This window comes from Rhodococcus tibetensis, from assembly GCF_024438035.1.
Classification (GTDB): Bacteria; Actinomycetota; Actinomycetes; order Mycobacteriales; family Mycobacteriaceae; genus Rhodococcus_F; species Rhodococcus_F tibetensis.
The window spans coordinates 26058-44691 of sequence record NZ_JANFQF010000014.1; the positions used below are offsets into that span (position 1 = coordinate 26058).

An 18634-nucleotide genomic window follows, 5' to 3' on the forward strand; every position below is an offset into this window, starting at 1 on the left:
CTGGGGTCGGAACGGACCGTTGCCGGTGTTCGGTGTGGAGGCCGCCATGAAAGACGTCGTTGTGTTGATACCAGGGATCACGGGATCCGTTCTGGCGCGGGACGGCAAGGACGTGTGGGCGTCGACTCCGGGGGCTGCACTGCGGGGAGTGCTCTCGCTCGGCAACAACATCAAGCGGTTGCAGCTCGACGGGGACGATCCAGAGGTCGACGATCTCGGCGACGGCGTGGTAGCGACCCGGGTGATGCCGGACTTCCATGTACTTCCGGGCTTGGATTGGAAGATCGACGGCTACACCAAGTTCCGCGTTGACCTGGTGCGCCGGTTCGGGGTGGTACCGGGCGAAAACTACTTCGAGCTTCCGTATGACTGGCGGCGTGACAATCGGGTGGCGGCCCGCAAGCTGGCGCGGCAAGCTCACGGATGGTTGACGCGCTGGCGGGAGAAGTCGGGCAATCCCGATGCACAGTTGATCCTCGTGTGTCACTCCATGGGTGGCATCGTTGCCCGCCTCTACCTCGAATTGCTCGAGGGGTGGAAGGACACCCGGACACTCATCACATTCGGCACGCCATATTCTGGGTCGATCAACGCGCTCGAGTTCCTCGTCAACGGATTTCGCAAAGGATGGGGCCCGTTCACCGTCGATCTCGGCAACCTCATTGGTTCCTTCACCTCCGCCTATCAGCTGCTGCCGTCCTATCGGTGTCTCGAAGGCCCGAATGCGTCGTGGTCGAACCTGGACGACAAGATGGACGACTGGGCGGGGACCGGGCTCGACGCCGCCCGCATGAAGGACGCGGTGACGCTGCACCGGCAGCTGCGCACTCAGGTGCAGGAGCGACTCGAAGCAGACAGGGACGAGGGCTACGACATCCGTCCCATCATCGGCGACTTCCAGCGCACGAACTGGGCTGCCCGGTTGGTGGACGGGAAAATCGTATCGCTGCCCGTGCGCGGGCCGGGCGAAAGCGGCGGCGACGGCACAGTGCCGAAGTTGTCGGCGACCCCACCCGAACTCATGAAAGGGTGGAAGAACGCCGCCTTCTTCAGCCAGAAACATGCGTCGCTGCAGAACGACGACCCGGTGCTCGACCACGTCGGAGGGGTACTGAACATTGCGGTGATCACCCCGCCGAACGTATTTCCTGCGGTGAGCGAATCGGTGTCGCTCGAAGTCGACGACGTAACGACCGCCGAACCACTGGTGATCCGCGCGCGAACTGACGACCCTGGCGCCGAACTCGTCGCACACGTCGAGCCGGCCGTCGGCGGGCCGGTCCGGGAACATCGGCTCTCGACTTCATCCGACGGTTGGCAGCAGGCGACTGTCGAGGACCTCGTAGCTCAGGACTACCGCATCACGGTCGGTGCCCCGGGAGTGCACCCCGTCACGGACCTGGTGAGCGTTGTCGACTTGGACGAGGTAGCACGGACAGCGGATATGTAGGAGCTGGAAAGCATGATTCCGCTATCGAGGCGCAGTTTCGAAGAGCTGGAAATCAGCGTCCTCGAAGCCGGGGACCACATGTGGCTCTCGGCGAGATCCCCGCAGGGTTCGGTATTCGCGGTGAAACGACCCCTACCCGAGTGGAAGCTACCCCGCGATGTCACCGGCAGGCCGGTGGACGAACCAGGTGAATGGCTCACCGATGCCGTCCGGCACGCTCGCCCGGACGCCGGCCCCGAAGCGCTCGAGGTGGGGAAGGTGCTGACGGACCTGGTGTTCGGTGTGCCGGAGATCGTGACGCTTCTGCAGCAGACACGGGGAACGGCAGGGACCGCGGGGAACCAGTTGCTCATTCGGGTGCTCGCGGCGCCGAACCGGATCGCCGCATGGCCGTGGGAGTTGTTGCTGGATCCCCAGCGCCCGGAACGGTTCCTGTCCATGGCGCGGGACGTCCACGTGGTGCGGTCGGGACGATCGCGCACCTACCCGATCCGGCAAGCGCCGATCGATCCACCACTCAATCTGTTGCTGGTCATGTCGAGCCCCCTTCGGTCGGGCCCGGACGAGTCCGAGGCACCGTTCGACCTCTATGCTGAAAAGCGCAGTCTGCTGACGGAGTTGCAGCCGCTGGTCGATCGAGGCCTGTTGCGTGTGGTGGTGGAGGATCGCCCCTCGGTCGAGCGTCTGCGCACTCGTATGGGGATGCAACGCCGCGGCTTTCATCTGTTCCACTACCTCGGGCATGCCAATCCCCACGGACTCAAGCTGGAACGCCGCAACGGTCGTGGAACGCTTCTGCGGAGCCAAGAATTCGCCCTCCTGCTACAACAGCTTCCGGATCTCCGACTCGCTGTTTTCGCGGGATGTGAGACGGCGCGCGCGCCGGGTGTCTCGGCGGCGGACGAAACCTGGCCGGGACCGCTGTCGTCGGCAGACTACTGCGTGCGGGATGCGTGTCCGATGGTAATCGGCATGCAAGCCGTGCTGCCCTTCGGGACGGAGCGACTGTTCACCCGCTTCTTCTACCAGGGACTTACCGCCGGGCAATCCGTCGCCGAGGCGCTGCGTTTGGCGCGTCTCGCGATCAACGGCGACGAGAACAGCGGTGATCCACTGCTGAACTGGGCCGTGCCCTGTCTGTTCGTCGGCGGAAGCGATCCCGGTGCGGTCATCGACCCGGACGCGAAGGCCCGGCCGAGGCCCGCACCGCGCAAGGTCAGTCGCCACCTGGGCGTACGTCAGGGTGAACTGCGCTTCATCTCCCGGCTCACCGAGTTGCGTGAGGCCGTGGACGTGTTGTCCGGGAACACTTCGGCGCGGCTTCTTCAGGTGGTCGGCATGCCGGCCACCGGGAAGACCTCACTTCTCGACCGGGTGCTCGAGGAACTCGATCCGGATATCGCGCAACTCTTCATCAGCGCCAAACGTCTGCTCGCGGAACCCGAACCGGTCCGCGAACTGGCCTGCCTCGTCAAGGAACTGATTGACGGCAAAGGTCTTCGGGCGGTGCCGGCGGGTAGGTTCAGCGCCGACGACTGGTGGGAACGGTTGATCGGGGACCTCGGGGCCGTGCCGGCTGCGATTGTGATCGACGATGCGGACTTGCTCGCAGGGGATTCCGCCGGCGCATCTGACCTCTTGAACGCGCTCGTCACCCTCACCGGACGACGCGGCCGCGCACGGTTGGCGGTGGCCACTACGAGCGATCTCGATCAACTGACGCAGTTGCTGCGACCGTCCGAAGTGCGCACGATCCGCCTCGAGGCACTCTCCTGGCCCGAGGTGTGGCAGTGGATCCGCCGCAATCTGCCGACACTCACTCGCTTCTCCGAGACGGAACTGTCGAAACTGTACGGCGAACTGCGCCACCTCGAATTGTGGGAACAGCTGGCCGATCTGGTTGGCCAGAGCAATTCGTTCGATGCGGACGATTTGCCGGTCCTCGTCAAGCAAGTCGCGGTTCCGCCCGGCAAGGTTCCTACGGCGGCGGCGATCGGCAGCGACTTCTTCGGGATGTCGACCGAACTCGAATCCGACGTGGAACGACTGTCACCCGCGACTCCGGTGAAGCACCCATTGCAGCTGGCGGTCGCGGGGCCGTTCACTGCCCGGCGCCGTCAGGAGGTCGCCGTCGCGCTCACCCAGTGCGCCATCAACCATGGAGTACCAGGACGGGTCGTCGCCGGCGAAACAGGAGTCGATGAATCTGCTCTTGCCGAACTGCTTTCGCACGAGTTGGCGTTTACGGACGGCGCGCCGTCGGAGCGCGAAGTCTGTCTGTGGTTGGAAGAGGCGGGGCGAGCTGGAGCCGACATCATCGTCCTCGACTACGGGAACGCGGAGCCGACCGACGCCCAGAATACGATCATCGCCGATCTGGTCAGAGAGGGTCGACTGGTGATCGCCTCGGGTGATCACTCGGACGAACCCAGCTTCCCTGCGTGGAGCATCGACGCACTTGCGGTCGGTGCGGTCGAGGACGACGGCTCCCTCACCCACGAGACCCCGTACTTCTCCCGAGAAGGCAAGCCGGATATCTACGCGCCGAGAACCATCTCCGGGACCACCTGCGAACAGATTGTCGATCAACCGGAAATGGAGGGGACGACCTTCGCCGCGCTGTACGTGGCTGCCGCTGCCATGCTGGTGTGGGCCACCGATCGGAATCTGACGGCCTCCGAGGTCCGTGCGCTGCTGATGGACACGGCGGTCCCGCTACCGGCGGGGCGTGGTGAGTCCGCGAAGCGGCTGGACATGGAAGCTGCACTGGATCGAGCCCGCCGCAGGCTCATCGTCGGCGCGCTGGGGTCGGAGGCGCTCGAACTCGGGCAACTACTCGCCGAAACGCCGATCCGCCCAGAATTGGCGGTACCGATCCTGGACGCCCTTGTGGCCGAGGGCGGTGCCGTCCGCAAGGTGGTCCGCAACGGTGTCGAGCAATTCGAGCGCAGCGATTCCGCGGTGACGCCGAAATACGAGTAGCGGACTACTCATGACTGCCATGCCGGACGGGACAAGGCTGGTAGCAACCGGCCAGTACTACCCGAGGAAATAATGATGACCACCGTCAACAGCATGGGAAGCCGTCGAGTTCGACTCGATTCACCCGCACCGACATTCGCGAGCGAGAGACAGCGGCAGGCCGAAGCGGCCGAGCGCCGCGCGCGGGAGAGGGCCTCGCAGAGACGCGAGCATGTGGACGCGCTCGCCGGTCCCGGTGGAATCGCGGCCGTCGAGAGTCCCGAACGAATCGCCAAACGCCTGGATCGGCTCACCCGCTATTACACAGGCGAGGATGTACCGCAGGCGACCCCCACCGCAGCGTCGGGCGTCCTCGTGGAGGAGGCGCTCGACCGGGTGAGCGAGTGGGTGGACAGTGACGCGTCGGCCGATCAGGTGCTGGAGAAAATCATCAACACCTCCGATTTCGTGGGAGTGCGCTATCTCGATGCCGGGGTGGCGGCTGCACGGTCGATCGGAAGGGTGAACATCCGCGATTCCCGGGGGAACCTGCAGGGCTACGGCACGGGTTTTCTCGTATCGCCGACCTTGCTTCTGACGAATCACCATGTGCTGCCGAGCGCCGAAACAGCACACAGCAGCGTAATCGAGTTCGATTATCAGGACGGTATCGACGGCAACCCGCTTCCGGTGCAGGTCTTCCCGTTGGATCCGGGCCGGTTCTTCCTCGCCGATCGGGAGCGCGACTTCGCCTTGGTGGCGGTTCGGGCACCTGCGCCGGTTCTCGCCCAGTTCGGATTCAACCGGCTGTTCGCAGCGGAGGGCAAGGCCGTCATCGGAGAGTTCGTGACCATCGTGCAGCATCCGCGCGGAGACAAAAAGCAGATCGCTCTGCGGGAGAATCGCATCGTCGATATTCCCGAACGGTTCCTGCACTATTCGGCGGATACCGAACCGGGCTCCTCGGGCTCGCCGGTGTTCAACGACCAGTGGGAGGTGGTTGCGCTCCACCACGCGAGCGTACGAGCACCGCAGCACACCGAGTTCGGTGGGATCCTCAACGAGGGGGTACGGATTAGCCGCATCCTGAAGTTCGTCGCCGAGCAGGACATGCCGCGTGACTGGCGCGCTCTCGTCGACGAGATCGTCAGCGCGGAGCAGGAATTGTCGACTGCCTCTTCATCGCTCCGGCAGGACGTGGTGCCCAGGGAGGAAATCACCGTGCGCGTTCCGCTGGAGATCACTGTCCGCCTCGGTTCCGCCGAACCTCGCAGGGCCGTCGGCGGTGAACCGATTGACTCCGAGGCAATTTCGATCGACCCCGACTACAGCAACCGCCGTGGTTACGACCCGGGCTTCCTGCGAGTTCATCTACCCTTGCCGGTGACCGGCCCGCAGGTGGCTTCGGTTGCGTCCGAAGAGCTCCGCTATCACCACTTCAGCGTAGTCATGCACACCGAGCGGGCTCTTGCGCTGTTCACAGCTGTGAACATCGACGGCAAGCAGTCACAGAATCCGAAGCGGGACCGTGACCGCTGGATCCTCGACCCTCGGCTCCCGGCACGCCAACAGACCGGTGAGCGTGTGTACGAGGACAACCCGCTCGACCGAGGGCACCTCGTGCGCCGACTGGACCCCGCCTGGGGCCCGAATGCGAAGGCGGCAAATGACGACACGTTCCACTTCACGAACTGCACTCCGCAGCATCACGACTTCAACGCGGGCAAGACGCTGTGGCTCGGACTCGAAGATTACGTGTTGAAGAACGCCGACAACGCCGATCTTGCCGTGAGCGTTCTGACGGGCCCGGTGCTCGCCGCCGACGATCCCCGCTACCGTGGTGTGGCGCTGCCGCGTCAGTTCTGGAAGACCGTGGCGATGGCCAAGCGAGACGGCGGCCTCTCGGTTACCGGCTACCTGCTCACGCAGGCGGCACTGCTCGACGAGTTCACGGAAGGGGAGGAGTCGTTCTCCTACGGCGCGTATCGCACGTTTCAGGTTCCGGTGCGGAGGATCGCCCAGTTGACCGGGCTCGACCTCGACGCCTACGTCGCGGCCGATCCACTCGAACAGGTCGAGGGCACCACTCTGCCGCGCGAATTGATCCGCCCCCAGGACCTCATCCTCTGAATTCGACAACGATACCGCTCGAGAATCGAGTACCCCACTACTCACGACGAACCGACGGGATAGGGGAGAGGATCGAACTATTCAGCGCAGTGGGGTGATTGGTCCGACATGGAGCACCCCGGCGTTGTCGCGGACCGCAGTTCCATCTCACCGGTGAGGAAATCATGAATCGCTACCATCCGTTGGCCCCCGGAACCTACACCGGCGTGAGCAGCGGCTACCGAACCCCGGACCGGCCGGACCATCGCGGCGTGGATATCGCCGCGAACAACGGCACGCCCATCTATGCACCGACAGACGGCACCATCGCCCATGTGGGAATCGACGACGACCCTCAGGGCTACGGCTCCTGGCTGGTGATCGATTCCCAGAATCAATGGGGGCTCGACTTCACGTTCGGCCACACGCCGCCATCGTCGTTCATCAACCCACACACTGGGGAACAGTGGAAGTTCGGCGATCCAGTGCACGCGGGTGAGCAGATAGCCGTGGTCGGCTCGGAGGGTGGTTCGAGCGGTCCTCATCTGCATTTCGAGACATTCGGTGCGCCGGGCCGTTTCGGCGGACCCGATCTGGATCCCAACTCGACATGGCTGAAGGAGGCCAAAGATCCGCGTGAGGCACCGAAGGACAACGGACACGCCTCGCTGATGGGCAAGCTCCTTGTCGACTTCTCCGCTGGTGTTCCCACAGCTGCTCAGATCCAGTCGGGCGGATTCGCCGGTGCCATTCGTTACATCTCCGATCCGAGGGCGGGATGGATGCTCGGCAAACCCCTGCGGAGGGAAGAGGCCGACGCCCTGCGCGCACGCGGTATGGTCGTCGTCTCCAATTTCCAATTCGGTAAGTCCGACTGGCTCGGTGGAGCGGAGCAGGGGCGACGGGATGCCGAGCGGGGAATACAGATTCACCGTGAGGCCGGTGGTCCCGAGACGGCGGCAATCTATGTGTCGGTGGACGCGTCGCCCAGCGAGGAACAGTGGAATACGCTGGTTCGCCCGTACCTGCTCGCGTGGCAGGAACGGCTCGGCAAGACCAGGATGGGTGTCTACTGCAACTACCCGACCATCGAGTGGGCGCTCCGCGACGGCGTCGGCACCTATTTCTGGATGCACAATTGGGGCAGCAACGGTCGCGTACACCCCGCGGCGCACCTGCATCAATTCGAGATCGACAAGCAGAAGGTGGGAGGCGTCGGCATCGACCGGAACCGTATCCTCAAAGGGCAATTCGGCCAGTGGGACGCCGTCGCCGCAGACGTTCCGACCCCGGTCGTCGAACCAGCGCAACCGCAGCCGGTCACGTCGCCCAGTGGGTACCCGATCGCGTGGTACGGAGGCCCGGGGTGTGACACCGGTCACGGCGCATATCTGCGTATCTACCTGCACACCACCGAGAACCAGGACTGGGTGGCCCGCGCCGAGAATGTTGCCAACTACCAGGCCGGAGCGCAGAACGGCAGCTACCACTACCTGATCGACGACCACCACATCATCAACACCGTCAGCACCAAGAACACTGCTTGGGGCGTGCTCAGCGACAACCGTGTCAGCGTCCAGATCGCGATGGTGGGCACTTCGGGAAGCACTGAAACCTGGAGTGGCGCCAATCCGAACCGCGAGGAACGGCCCAAGTCGCGCGAGCAGTGGCTCGCCCACACGAAGATGCTCGACATGGTGGCATTCGTCATCGCCAAGGTCGCCACGGAGTACGACATTCCGATCGAGCGCGTCGACATCGGCGGGGTGGGCCACAACCGCAAGGGAGTGAGCAGCCACAACAACTACACGTACGGTTCGCGCGTTCTCAAAGGTTTCAAGGATGGGACGCACTGGGACGTCCCCGACACCTTTCCCTATGACGTCGTGCTGACCGCGGCGAAGCGATACGCGGGACTCCCCGAAGATCCCGATCGCTTTCCGCTCCCGCCCGGTCACTACTGGGGGCCGCTGGACGGGCCCACCGAATCGTGGTCGAACACCTTCGGCAACGAACCGCAGTCCTCGAAAGACGGCCTGAAGCGCTGGCAGCAGACCATCGGAATTCCCGGGACGAGCATTTTCGACAAGGCCACCAAAGATGTGGCGACGCGAATGCAGCAGCTGTGGGGATGGCCGGTCACCGGGAATGTCTATGAGGGTGAATGGAACGAAGTCATCCATAACGGGTGGCGGTTGCCGGCGCCGGAACCACCCCGGCCGGCGGTCCCGATCGAGGCCGGGCCCAAGGTGTTTCACTCCAAGAAGATCAAGGAGGTGACGGGTCCGGGGCTGACCGACAGGTTCGGCATGGCGGCAACCGATCTCGGCGTGATGGCACGCACCCCGTCGGGACGAATACTGGCAATATTCGGCGACACCTTCCGTGGACCCCGAGTAGGTGACGGTGACTGGCGTTCGCCGGTAGCGCTGTTCTCCGACACCAAGAAGCTCGACGGGGGAATCGTGTGGAGTGAGGCCGCCGGCGGCGATCCGCGCTATGCACGACAGCTCTGGGACTACCAACACGACAATCCGTTCTTCTCGACCGTTCTCCCCTCCGACGTTGTCACCATCGGCGACACGATGTACCTGCATGCCATGGTCAACAAGGGCCTCGGCAACGTCGTCTGGACCGAAATCTGGAAGTCGACCGACGACGGGCACACGTGGCAGCACACCGGGGCGAAATTCGATGCGGGGATTCACCGCGGACTTGCCCAGCTCTGGACGTGGGATGCTCCCGGGGACGGATGGGTCTACGTGTTCTCCACCGGCTTCCAGCGCGACAAACCCCTGATCCTCAGGCGTGTGCGCGAGGACAGGATCACCGACCGGAATGCGTACGAGGGGTGGGGTTGGAAGGACGGCGCTTGGCGCTGGGGCAACGAGCCGACCCCTGTGCTGGAGAGAGCGCACTCAGCCGCCAAGTTCGGTGAAATGTGTCTGCGGGCAATTCAGGGTAAGTGGGTACTGGTCACGTTCGACAGCTCCGACGCGGGCGGCTACGACATCGACGTGCGCGTGTTCTCCGAGATCACCGACAACCTCTACGAGGCGCACAAGAGCACGCCCTTGCGCGGGGTCGGCTGGGGACAGGAGGGAGACGACGCGGTGGCCCAGCTCTACGGTCCGTCGATCGTCCCCGGATCGAAGTTGGACGGCGGGTTCCATATCTTCGTGAGTCAGTGGAAGACGGAGGGCCCCGACAAGGGATGGCCGTACAGGGTGCTGCAGTTCAAGATCCCCGTGTCGAGCCCCGGGTTCCGTGACGACGGGGGCGTCAACCCCCACGACGGCCGGTAGCGGGTTGCCTCCCGATCTGCGGATCGGGAGGCAACCACCTCCTTCCCCCGCGCTTCTGCCACACCTAGACTGTGTTTCATGGTCCTGACGTGGCCATCCATCCAGCGGGGGCCCGAGATGAGCGCCCTCGGGCGGGATTCGACGCGCGGTGTTGTCATCGTCGGTGCGGCGGGGGTGGGAAAGACCACCTTGGCGCAGAAGATCGTGTGCGAACGCGACTGCGAGGCAGTGTGGGTCGTCGGTACGGACTCGTTACGCGGCGTCCCGCTGGGTGCATTCGCTTCGGTGGTGAATATCGGTGCGGCACCGGATCCCGACACCGCACTCACGAGCGCTGTGATCGCACTCCGAGCATTCACCAAAACCCTCGTCGTCGACGATGCGGACCGGCTCGATCCGCTGTCCACCACTCTGCTCCGATGCGTGATCGACGATGGAGGTGTTCGACTCGTGGTGACGCTCGGCGGCCGTGGATCACGCCCGACCACCGCGATTCTCGCCGACGGCGTCCTGCATCGAGTCGAACTCGACGCGTTCACTCGTGACGAAGCGGTGCGCGTGATCGAAACTGCTCTCGGCGGACCCATGGATCACGTCGGCTCGCAATGGTTGTGGGAGGCGTCGGAGGGAAACCCGCTCTACCTACGTCATCTCGTCGAGGGGTCATGGGAGTCGGGCCTGTTCGAGCGGTCCGACGGCGTGTGGAGGTTGCGATCGCGGCCCGTTGTCAGCACGGAGCTCGCATCGCTGCTCGGGTCGCGGTTGCGGAACGTGCCTCCCGACGTGCTCGACGTGCTCCGGCTGGTGGCTCTGGAAGAGGGCATAGACGTCGACGTCCTCCAGCGCGCCACGTCGCCTGACGCCGTCGCTGCCGCACACTGCTGCGGACATCTACGGCTTCGCTCCCAGGGCCCGGGCTGCGTCGCGACACTCAGCCATCCGATCCTGGGGGAGGTGCTGCGCGAGCAGATGGGCGTGCTGGCCGCCCGCATACTGCGAGGACGGATCGTTCGCGCCCATCTCGCAGGTAGGTCGCCGGGCGACACATTGCGGCTGGCAACTCTCGCGCTAGACAGTGACGCCGAGATCGATGTCGCCCGATCGGTCGAGGCGGCCGAGTCCGCGCTCGACCTGTGTGAGTATGCGCTCGCCGAGCGTCTCGCCCAGGCGGCCCTGTCCCGAGGAGGTGAGATCAGAGCGGCGATGGTCGCGGCGCGGGCGATGACGTGGCAAGGAAGGGTGAATGATGCCAACACGCTGCTCGCGGCCTTCGATCCTGTTGAGATGTCCGAAGCCGAATCGCTCACGTGGGGGATGTGGCGTGCCACGGCCTTGTTCTTCGCCGACCGGGAGGCCGCCGCGCGGGAGAAGCTGGCCGACATGCGTGCTCGCGTGACGAGCCGCCACGGATGGGACGTCGTCACGTCCGTGGAGTTGACCTTCGACTTCTTCGCCAATGACGTGCCGCGATCGCTCGAGTTGACTCGAGCCCTCTTCGGGCCCGGAGAAGGTACGCCGTCGGCTTTGGCGCTGGCAGCATCAACCGGTGGCGCAGCGCTGGCGCGGGCAGGCCACACAGATCAGGTCCGAGGTGTCACCACGCGCGGTGCGGAGGCGGCGAAGGAGGTGGGATTCATGCTCGGGCACATGCAGATCGGCGTTGCCGAGGTGTTCGCCGCCACAGTATCGGGACAGCTCGACACCCTCGATTCGGTGCTCGAACGCTACGTGCCGACCCGCCAGGGCAGATCGAACTGGGTGGTCGACATGTACATTCGCGGTCTTGCTCACCTCGCAGTGGGTCGTGCGGCCGACGCAGAGGATCAGTTCCGGCGCGGTCGGGCCGCGGCGATGGGCGGGGGACCCCCGATCTGGCTGACCGCGAGCGTAATCGGACTGTGCCAAGCTCTGGGCATGCAGGAGCGGACCGATGATGCCACCGAAGCACTGGCTGCTGCGGAGTCGTCGTTCGGTGCCCACATGGCGTCGTTCGAACCCGATCTGTTGCTCGCACGCGCCTGGGTGCTGGCGGCGCGAGGCGAGCATCGTGAGGCAATCGCGGCCGCACGCAAGGCTGCAAGACTGGCTCACGCCGGGTCGATGTTCGGTGTCGAGACAGTGGCCTTGCACACCTCGGTCCGATTCGGAGACCGATCTGCCACGGGCCGACTGCGGGCACTGACCCATTCGGTGGATGGTCCCTTGGTGCGCGTGGCTGCCGCTCAGGCGCACAGCTTCGGTGTGCGGGACGGTCACGGATTGGACCGCGTCGCAGCGGAGTTCGAAAGGATGCGCGCATGCCTGCTTGCAGCTGATGCGGCCGCGCAGGCTGCAATCGTGCATCGGCGGCATGGTGACGATGCCAGTCGGCAGCTGTCGGCGGCAGCAGCCCGTAGGCTCGCCGGCCTGTGCCCCGGTGCGAAGACACCCGCGTTACGTGCACTCGATAGTCCTTCGTGGCTGACACCTCGTGAAGTCGGCATCGCCTCGCTCGTCGTGATCGGTATGACCAACCGGGAGATCGCTCAACGATTGACGTTGTCGGTACGCACCGTCGAAGGTCACGTGTATCGGATGTCCACGAAACTCGGCGTCGACAATCGGAAATCGCTGGTGAGCAGACTCATGATCGGTCCCGACTCCTAGCGGCAGGTCCCCATCGCGACGGTCTCGGCCATCTCGTCACGATCACGCACATCGAGTTTCATCAGCACGTGGTAAACGTGTCCTTCGACTGTGCGTGCCGATACACCCAGTCGTTGAGCGATCTCCTTGTTCGTGAGCTCGCCGGCTGCAAGTGCAGCCACGGCCCTTTCGCGGGGTGTCAGCGGTAGCGGGGCAGCCGATGTGAATATTGCGGGGGTCCAGGCGTCGTCACACTTCTGCGCCAGTGCATATGCCCGCGTGGAGGAGCGGAGTTCGTCGCGGCGATTACCGGCATGACGGTATGCCCCCGTAGCGTGGGCGTACGCGTCCGCAGCCAGAAGAGAGGCACCCAGGGATTCGAATTTCATAGCAGCAGCGACCAATCCATCACCGTCGGAGTCGGCGAGTGCGGACGCATGATCCACCATCGGGCCGATCAGCAGCCCGTCGACGGCAATCGAGAGGGCGTGCAGCTGAACGGCCGAAGCGCTGTCCCCGAACCGGACGGCCGTATGCGCTGCCTCCGCGGCAACGGCGAGAAGACCCGCCTCCTCTGCGTCGGCGGCAGCACGACGTGCCAACCCGATCGCGCGGCCGAGGTTACCGGAAGCGGCGGAGATCCAGGCTCGCGAAATCGCAACGTCGGATCGGTAGAGATGTCGGTGTTCGCCCAAGGACGCCTCTGCCTGCTCGAGCGCGCCAACCGCCTCCCGGGTCTGTCCCGAGACAGTGAGGACCCGGGTCAGGAGAAGGTTGGTGACGACCCGCCGTTCGGGACTGGATGTGTCGAGGACCGCTGCGGCTTCCGTCAATCTCTTGTGTGCGTCACCGATTCGTCCCCTGGCCAAGTCGAGTTTCCCGACCAGCGAGCTGATGCCGAACCATGCGGCATCGTGGTGTCGCGCCAGCTCGAGGTAGCGGTCGGCAGCCAGTTGTGCCTCTGCGAATCGACCTGTGTAGATGAGCGCCGTGATATGACCGTGGCCGATGGAGAACCGCAGCACAGCTGTGTCGGGTTGAGTGAGGGGGAGCGATTCATCGGCCAGGAGGGCCGCCTCATCTCCGTGTCCCATCATCGCGAGACCCATGCAGCTCGCGCTCGCCGCCCACATTTTCGCGGCTGAGGAAGCGTTCGGAGAGTGGCGAACCCGAGCCGCGGCCTCCGTTGCTGCGACTACCCGTCCGGCCGAGACGTCGATGGCCGCGCGCGCCGCCTCCACACAGTGGCGTCCTGCTGGACCGGCGACATGTGTGTAGGCAGTTCTCAAAATCCTGTATGCGCTGGGGAGCGCGTCGAGGTTCCAGAACAGGTTTCCCGCCCTCAGCACTGCCCACCGGGTGTAGTCGGATTCCGGCCTGTTCACCGGATCGAGTGAGGTCAGGACTTGTTCGGCCTCGCCGCCTCGGTCCGTCCACGCCAGTGCGCCTGCGCGAAGGAGCTGAGCCCGGAAGCCGGCGCCCTCGGCCGACGCCGCAAGCGCGAGTTCTTCTGCGGTGGCGAAGGAGCAGAGCGCAGTCGCATCCGCGGCAGCCGCGGTGAGCGACTGCGGACTTCGATGATGGTCGGTGCCGATGGAGAGTGCAGCAGCCCGAATGCGCGTGAGCGGCTCCCCGGCGTCCGCGCCGAGTAGCGTTGCGAGTTCCCCACGGATGCGGCGTGCCTCCGCATCATCCACCTGCTGTCGCACAACCTCCCCGAGGAAGGGGTGCGCCAGCCGCGCCACAACAATCCCGCCTTCTGTGCAGAAACGGACCAATCCGGTGCATTCGACCGCCAGCATCGACTCTGTGCTGGTCAGCGCCTCGAGAACTGCCACGTCGAGAGGTTCACCGAAGGCTACTACCGCGAGAGCCCGTTCGGCGGCCGCCGGTGCTGCTGCACACCGGTGACGCAGATGCAGTGCGCATTCATCGGTGATGGTGGGCTCGCCGCGCAGTTGCCAGATGCTGTTGCAGCAGATCAGCCGGTCGTCGGCCAACGAACCCTCCACCAGGTGACGAAGAAAACGAGGATTTCCCTGCGATGCCGCCGCGATCCGCGCCGAAGTCTTGCTGTCCACAGGGCCCCCGAGTGCGGCGATCAGGACGGTATCAATCTCGTCACGGCCGAAGCAGCCGAGGGTGACTCGGGAGAATCCGCGGTCCTTCCAGAGTGCCGAAATTGCCTCGGGGACCGGCACTCCCGTCTGAAGCGCGACTACCAGCGAGAGGGTGTGAGTGGTGGCGATCTGGTTCAGAATGTCGGCCGAGAGCGGGTCGAGTAGGTGTGCATCATCCACCACAACGGTCCCGTTCCTATTTTTATCTGTGACCGTCCGGCAGATTGTCGACAAGGTCACTGCCGCATTCCAGGGGTCGGGGTCGGGGTCGGAGATGACGCCGGAGAAGGCCCCGAACGGAGTGCTACTCGTAGTCGCGTTGCCGGCGAGCCAGGTGGTTGGGCCATCACAAGACTTCACGAATTCCGACACCAGTGTCGTCTTTCCCGCGCCCGAGACACCGTCGACGATCACTCCCCGGGGGCCGGTGGCGCAGCCTACGGCCTCGGCGATCGCTTGTGCCTCTGCGCGCCGCTCGATCACCGGCCACGGCTGGTGCATACCAACGAGCCTAGTCGGTTTGTTTCCAGTCCGGAACCGTGCCGCATCGGTGGACGCCGAATCCGACGCAGCACACTCACGTGAACGTAATGGCGAGAAATGCGGAGATGTAGGCAAGCCCGAAGAGGATCGGGATCCACTGCTCGATATGCGACAGGGGCCAGTACCGGGACCGGTCGTTCCCCTCACCCAAGGCCCACCATTCGGCACGCCAGAACGGCGAGGCCGGGAGGCGTTCCTCCAGGGCGCCGACGACCTGATATTTCGCGCTGTTCAGGAGGCGGTAACTCCGAACCAGATAGAACCAGGCAAAACACTGACCGAGCACCGCGATCAGGGGGATCACCAGCCACCACGTCCTGTCCGGAAGTGGGATTCTTCCGAAGGCAGCCACGAGGGCGAAGATGCCGGTGTTGAGGCTCAGGAAAAACGAGTTGGTCAGGCCTCGTCGGGCGCTGACCCGGTCGGCCATCTCCACGTAGATCCGGTATTGATCGAGCACCGCGCTCTCATAGGGGATGGTGCGGCCATGAGGTCCCGTCTTGTCTTGCGGGTCGTTCCAGAGTCGGTGGCACAGCTCGGATCGGTGATCGTCGGCTTGCATCGTCTACCTCCTACCGGCATCGGCCGGATTGTGCGCGCCTTCACTTCCCGGTTGGGGTGTCGTCGGCGGGAATCGGAAGTCCGGGGCAGACTTCGACATAGTCGATGTCGGGGGAAACCCATTCGCGCCACTGCCGGTGGCTCAAATTCATGGTGAGCTTGGTACATAAGGTGGCTGCCCAATCTGCCGGTGTGATGGCCCATTGCCAGATCTGGCCGTCGACACCGCCGGAGACAACCGACCCGCCGTCCGGGCTGAATGCCACACTGCGCACCACGTCCGTATGTCCGCTCATCGGCGGGCCGATCGGCATGCCCGTGTCCGTGGCCCACAGCCGTACCGAGCGGTCGTAACCGGCGTAGGCGATGAGGCGGCTGTCCGGGGCGAAGGCCACGCTCGCAAGCGGACCCGCCTGTCCGTTCAGAGGTTCGCCGACCGGTTGACGAGTTTCGGGATCCCACAGCCGGATGGTGCTGTCGATACCGCTGGAGGCGATCCGCTTCCCGTCCGGGGCGAATGCCACGCTCGTGACCTCACCATGGTGTCCTGTCATCGGTTCGCCGACGGGTTGGCGGGTGTCGGCGTCCCACAGTCGGATGGTGCCGTCGTTGCCGCCGGAGGCTATGCGCCGCCCGTCCGGCGCGAACGCCACGCTCACCACTGCATCCTGGTGTCCGGTCATCGGTTCGCCGATGGGTTGACGGGTGTCGGCGTCCCACAGTCGGATGGTGCCGTCGATACCGCCGGAGGCTATGCGCCGCCCATCCGGGGCGAACGCCACACTGAAAACAAAGTTCTGGTGTCCGATCATCGGCTCGCCGATGGGTTGGCGGGTGTCCGCGTCCCACAATTGCACGGTGCCTGACTGTGCAGCCGTGCCGTTTGACGCTGGGGCGGAACTGCCAGAGACGATGCGCCGTCCGTCTGGGGCGAACGCCACGCTCGTCACCACGCCTTGTCCGGATATCAGTTCGCCGATCGGCGCACTGATATCCGGGTCCCACAGCTGCAGGGTGCCGTCAGAACCCCCGGAAACGAAACGCCGCCCGTCCGGGGCGAACGCCACGCTTAGAACACTGCCTTGGCCGGCCGAACCGATTTCGATATCCCACACCCGTACCGTGCCTTCGTCGCCACCGCCAGAGATGACCCGTTGGCCGTCCGGGCTGAAGGTTGTAGAGAAGACCCAACTTTCGTGTCCGATAAGGGGTTCCCCGAGCGGTTCTCTGGTGTCGGCGTCCCACAGCCGGACGATGCCGTCGGCACCGCCGGAGACGATCCGTCTCCCGTCGGGGGCGAATGCCACACTCGCCACTGCACCCGCGTGTCCGGTCATGGGCTCCCCAATGGGTGCTCCGGTGTCGGCGTCCCACAGCCGTACGGTGCCGTCACCGCCGCCGGAGGCGATGCGCTGGCCGTCCGGGGCGAATGCCACGCTCACGACCATGCCGTCGTGCTCGGTCATGGGTGAGCCGATGGGTGCTCCGGTGTCTGCATCCCACACTTGTACGGCACCATGGACGGGTCCGCCGGAACCGACAACGAGGCGGCGCCCGTCCGGAGCGAATGCCACGCTCAAAACCATCCCGTCATGCTCGGTCATGGGCGCACCAAGAGGTGCTCCGGTGTCCGCGTTCCATACCTGAACTGAGCCGTGATTGACCAAACCGCTCGAAGTCATTTCACTCGAGCCAATGACGATCCGCCTTCCGTCCGGACTGAACTCCACGCTCGACACCTCACCGAGGGCCACGGTCATCGGTGTGCCGAGTGGTGCCCCGGTGTCGGCGTCCCACACCCGAACCGTGGTGGCGCCGCCGGACGCGATGCGCCGCCCGTCCGGACTGAACCTCACAATGACCACCTCGCCCTGGTTTCCGGTCATGGGCGGGTCGATCGGCGTGCCGGTATCGGCTTCCCACAGCCGTACGGTGCCGTCGGCACCGCCGGTGACGATGCGCCGCTCGTCCGGCGAGAGCGCAATGTCCTTCACGTCCGTTGCTGTGGTCTCGGCGATGTCGAGCAGCTCCTTCCGTGCGAGTACCGCGTCGAGCAGGGCAGCCTGCTCTGGTTCGGAGGCGATCGACTGCGCGGCCAATATCTGTTTCAGCGCGCGTGCGTCACCGCCGGGTCGGGCGCCGGCGAGCATGGACTGGCCTTCCGATACCAGCCGCAGGGCAATCGCCTGGTTCCGCTGGCGTATCGACTCCTGCCGTTGCACGAATGCGATCGTCGCCGCGACGACTGCGAGGACAGTCAACAAGACCAGGCCGGTGATGGCGGCTCGCCGTAGGCGCCGGAAGCGTCGTTGTTCGCGTAGATCCTCACCGGCAAGTTCGTACTTGGGCTTGCCGTGGATGGGAGCGGCCAGATCGGTGATTTTCTCCCGGAAGATTGGTGACGCGGGATCCCACGGCGCGTCCTCGGTGACGTCGACATAGAAGGGCTCAGCGGCGAGAATCCCCGGCTGGGTCAGGACCGGCAGGGCCACATCGGACCGGTCCGGGTCGAACCGCCCAGATGCCTCGTCCCAAGTCAGATGCCCGCCGGTAACGACGAACAAGAGCCGGTCCGGTCCATGCCGCTCGAGCCAGTGGGTGACCTCCTTGTTCACCCAGCCCGACGCGACCGAATCGGGCGACAGCACCACGATCAGGTACCGGGCGCGGCCCATCGCCTCGGTGACCCGGCCCCACAGGTCGGGACTGGCGATCAGATCAGTGGCATCGCGAAATACCCGCAACGCATGCAGCTGGCCCATTCGACGGCCGATGCGGTGCAGACCCTTCTGGATGCCGGCGGCGACCGGCCGATCATCGTGGGCGTAGGAAATGAAGGCGTCGTACTCGAACCGCTCTTCTTGCCCGCGAGCCTGCTGCTTCTGTGGAGCGTGCGCGGCCTGAGCACACATGGGTTATCTCTCCGCTCTCCGGCCGGTGCCGAGTTCCGTCAACGGGAT

At 64.9% G+C, this 18634-nt stretch carries 8 protein-coding genes; 5 read left to right on the forward strand and 3 right to left on the reverse strand.

Annotation, left to right across the window (positions count from 1 at the left end):
• Window positions 1-46 precede the first annotated feature (46 nt).
• The 5 genes from NOF53_RS17350 to NOF53_RS17370 all read left to right on the forward strand — a co-directional run bounded on the left by NOF53_RS17350 (window position 47) and on the right by NOF53_RS17370 (window position 12471).
• Window positions 47-1450: a lipase/acyltransferase domain-containing protein gene (locus NOF53_RS17350; RefSeq protein WP_255970928.1), complete on the forward strand. Its 1404-nt coding sequence runs from the start codon at window positions 47-49 to the stop codon at window positions 1448-1450.
• 12 nt (window positions 1451-1462) lie between these two features.
• Complete coding sequence (locus NOF53_RS17355) at window positions 1463-4432, forward strand: CHAT domain-containing protein (protein WP_255970930.1); 2970 nt, start codon at window positions 1463-1465, stop codon at window positions 4430-4432.
• A 75-nt stretch (window positions 4433-4507) separates the two neighbouring features.
• Window positions 4508-6541 carry a DNA/RNA non-specific endonuclease gene (locus tag NOF53_RS17360; protein WP_255970932.1) on the forward strand — a complete coding sequence of 678 codons (2034 nt, stop codon included), beginning with the start codon at window positions 4508-4510 and terminating at the stop codon, window positions 6539-6541.
• A gap of 164 nt (window positions 6542-6705) precedes the next feature.
• The gene (locus NOF53_RS17365) at window positions 6706-9825 is read left to right on the forward strand and encodes a DUF4185 domain-containing protein (RefSeq protein ID WP_255970934.1); all 3120 of its coding nucleotides are present in this window, start codon (window positions 6706-6708) and stop codon (window positions 9823-9825) included.
• Between the two features lie 78 nt (window positions 9826-9903).
• A complete protein-coding gene (locus tag NOF53_RS17370; protein ID WP_255970936.1) occupies window positions 9904-12471 on the forward strand; it encodes a LuxR C-terminal-related transcriptional regulator in 2568 nt (855 codons plus the stop codon).
• On the opposite strand, the gene NOF53_RS17375 is transcribed toward NOF53_RS17370, so the two are convergent.
• The 3 genes from NOF53_RS17375 to NOF53_RS17385 form a co-directional block, all read right to left on the reverse strand.
• Entirely contained in the window at window positions 12468-15071 is a 2604-nt protein-coding gene (locus tag NOF53_RS17375; protein ID WP_255970938.1) for a helix-turn-helix transcriptional regulator, read from the reverse strand. The two genes, NOF53_RS17370 and NOF53_RS17375, sit on opposite strands and share 4 nt — an antisense overlap.
• Window positions 15072-15147: 76 nt before the next feature.
• Window positions 15148-15675 (reverse strand): RipA family octameric membrane protein, encoded by a 528-nt coding sequence (locus NOF53_RS17380; protein WP_255970940.1) that lies wholly within the window; start codon window positions 15673-15675, stop codon window positions 15148-15150.
• 40 nt (window positions 15676-15715) lie between these two features.
• Window positions 15716-18586: a TIR domain-containing protein gene (locus tag NOF53_RS17385; RefSeq protein WP_255970942.1), complete on the reverse strand. Its 2871-nt coding sequence runs from the start codon at window positions 18584-18586 to the stop codon at window positions 15716-15718.
• Between the last annotated feature and the right edge of the window lie 48 nt (window positions 18587-18634).

Coding starts and splice junctions, on each gene's coding strand:
- NOF53_RS17350 (WP_255970928.1), top strand. CDS start 47: ATGAAAGACGTCGTTGTGTTGATACCAGGGATCACGGGATCCGTTCTG.
- NOF53_RS17355 (WP_255970930.1), top strand. CDS start 1,463: ATGATTCCGCTATCGAGGCGCAGTTTCGAAGAGCTGGAAATCAGCGTC.
- NOF53_RS17360 (WP_255970932.1), top strand. CDS start 4,508: ATGACCACCGTCAACAGCATGGGAAGCCGTCGAGTTCGACTCGATTCA.
- NOF53_RS17365 (WP_255970934.1), top strand. CDS start 6,706: ATGAATCGCTACCATCCGTTGGCCCCCGGAACCTACACCGGCGTGAGC.
- NOF53_RS17370 (WP_255970936.1), top strand. CDS start 9,904: ATGGTCCTGACGTGGCCATCCATCCAGCGGGGGCCCGAGATGAGCGCC.
- NOF53_RS17375 (WP_255970938.1), bottom strand. CDS start 15,071: ATGCACCAGCCGTGGCCGGTGATCGAGCGGCGCGCAGAGGCACAAGCG.
- NOF53_RS17380 (WP_255970940.1), bottom strand. CDS start 15,675: ATGCAAGCCGACGATCACCGATCCGAGCTGTGCCACCGACTCTGGAAC.
- NOF53_RS17385 (WP_255970942.1), bottom strand. CDS start 18,586: ATGTGTGCTCAGGCCGCGCACGCTCCACAGAAGCAGCAGGCTCGCGGG.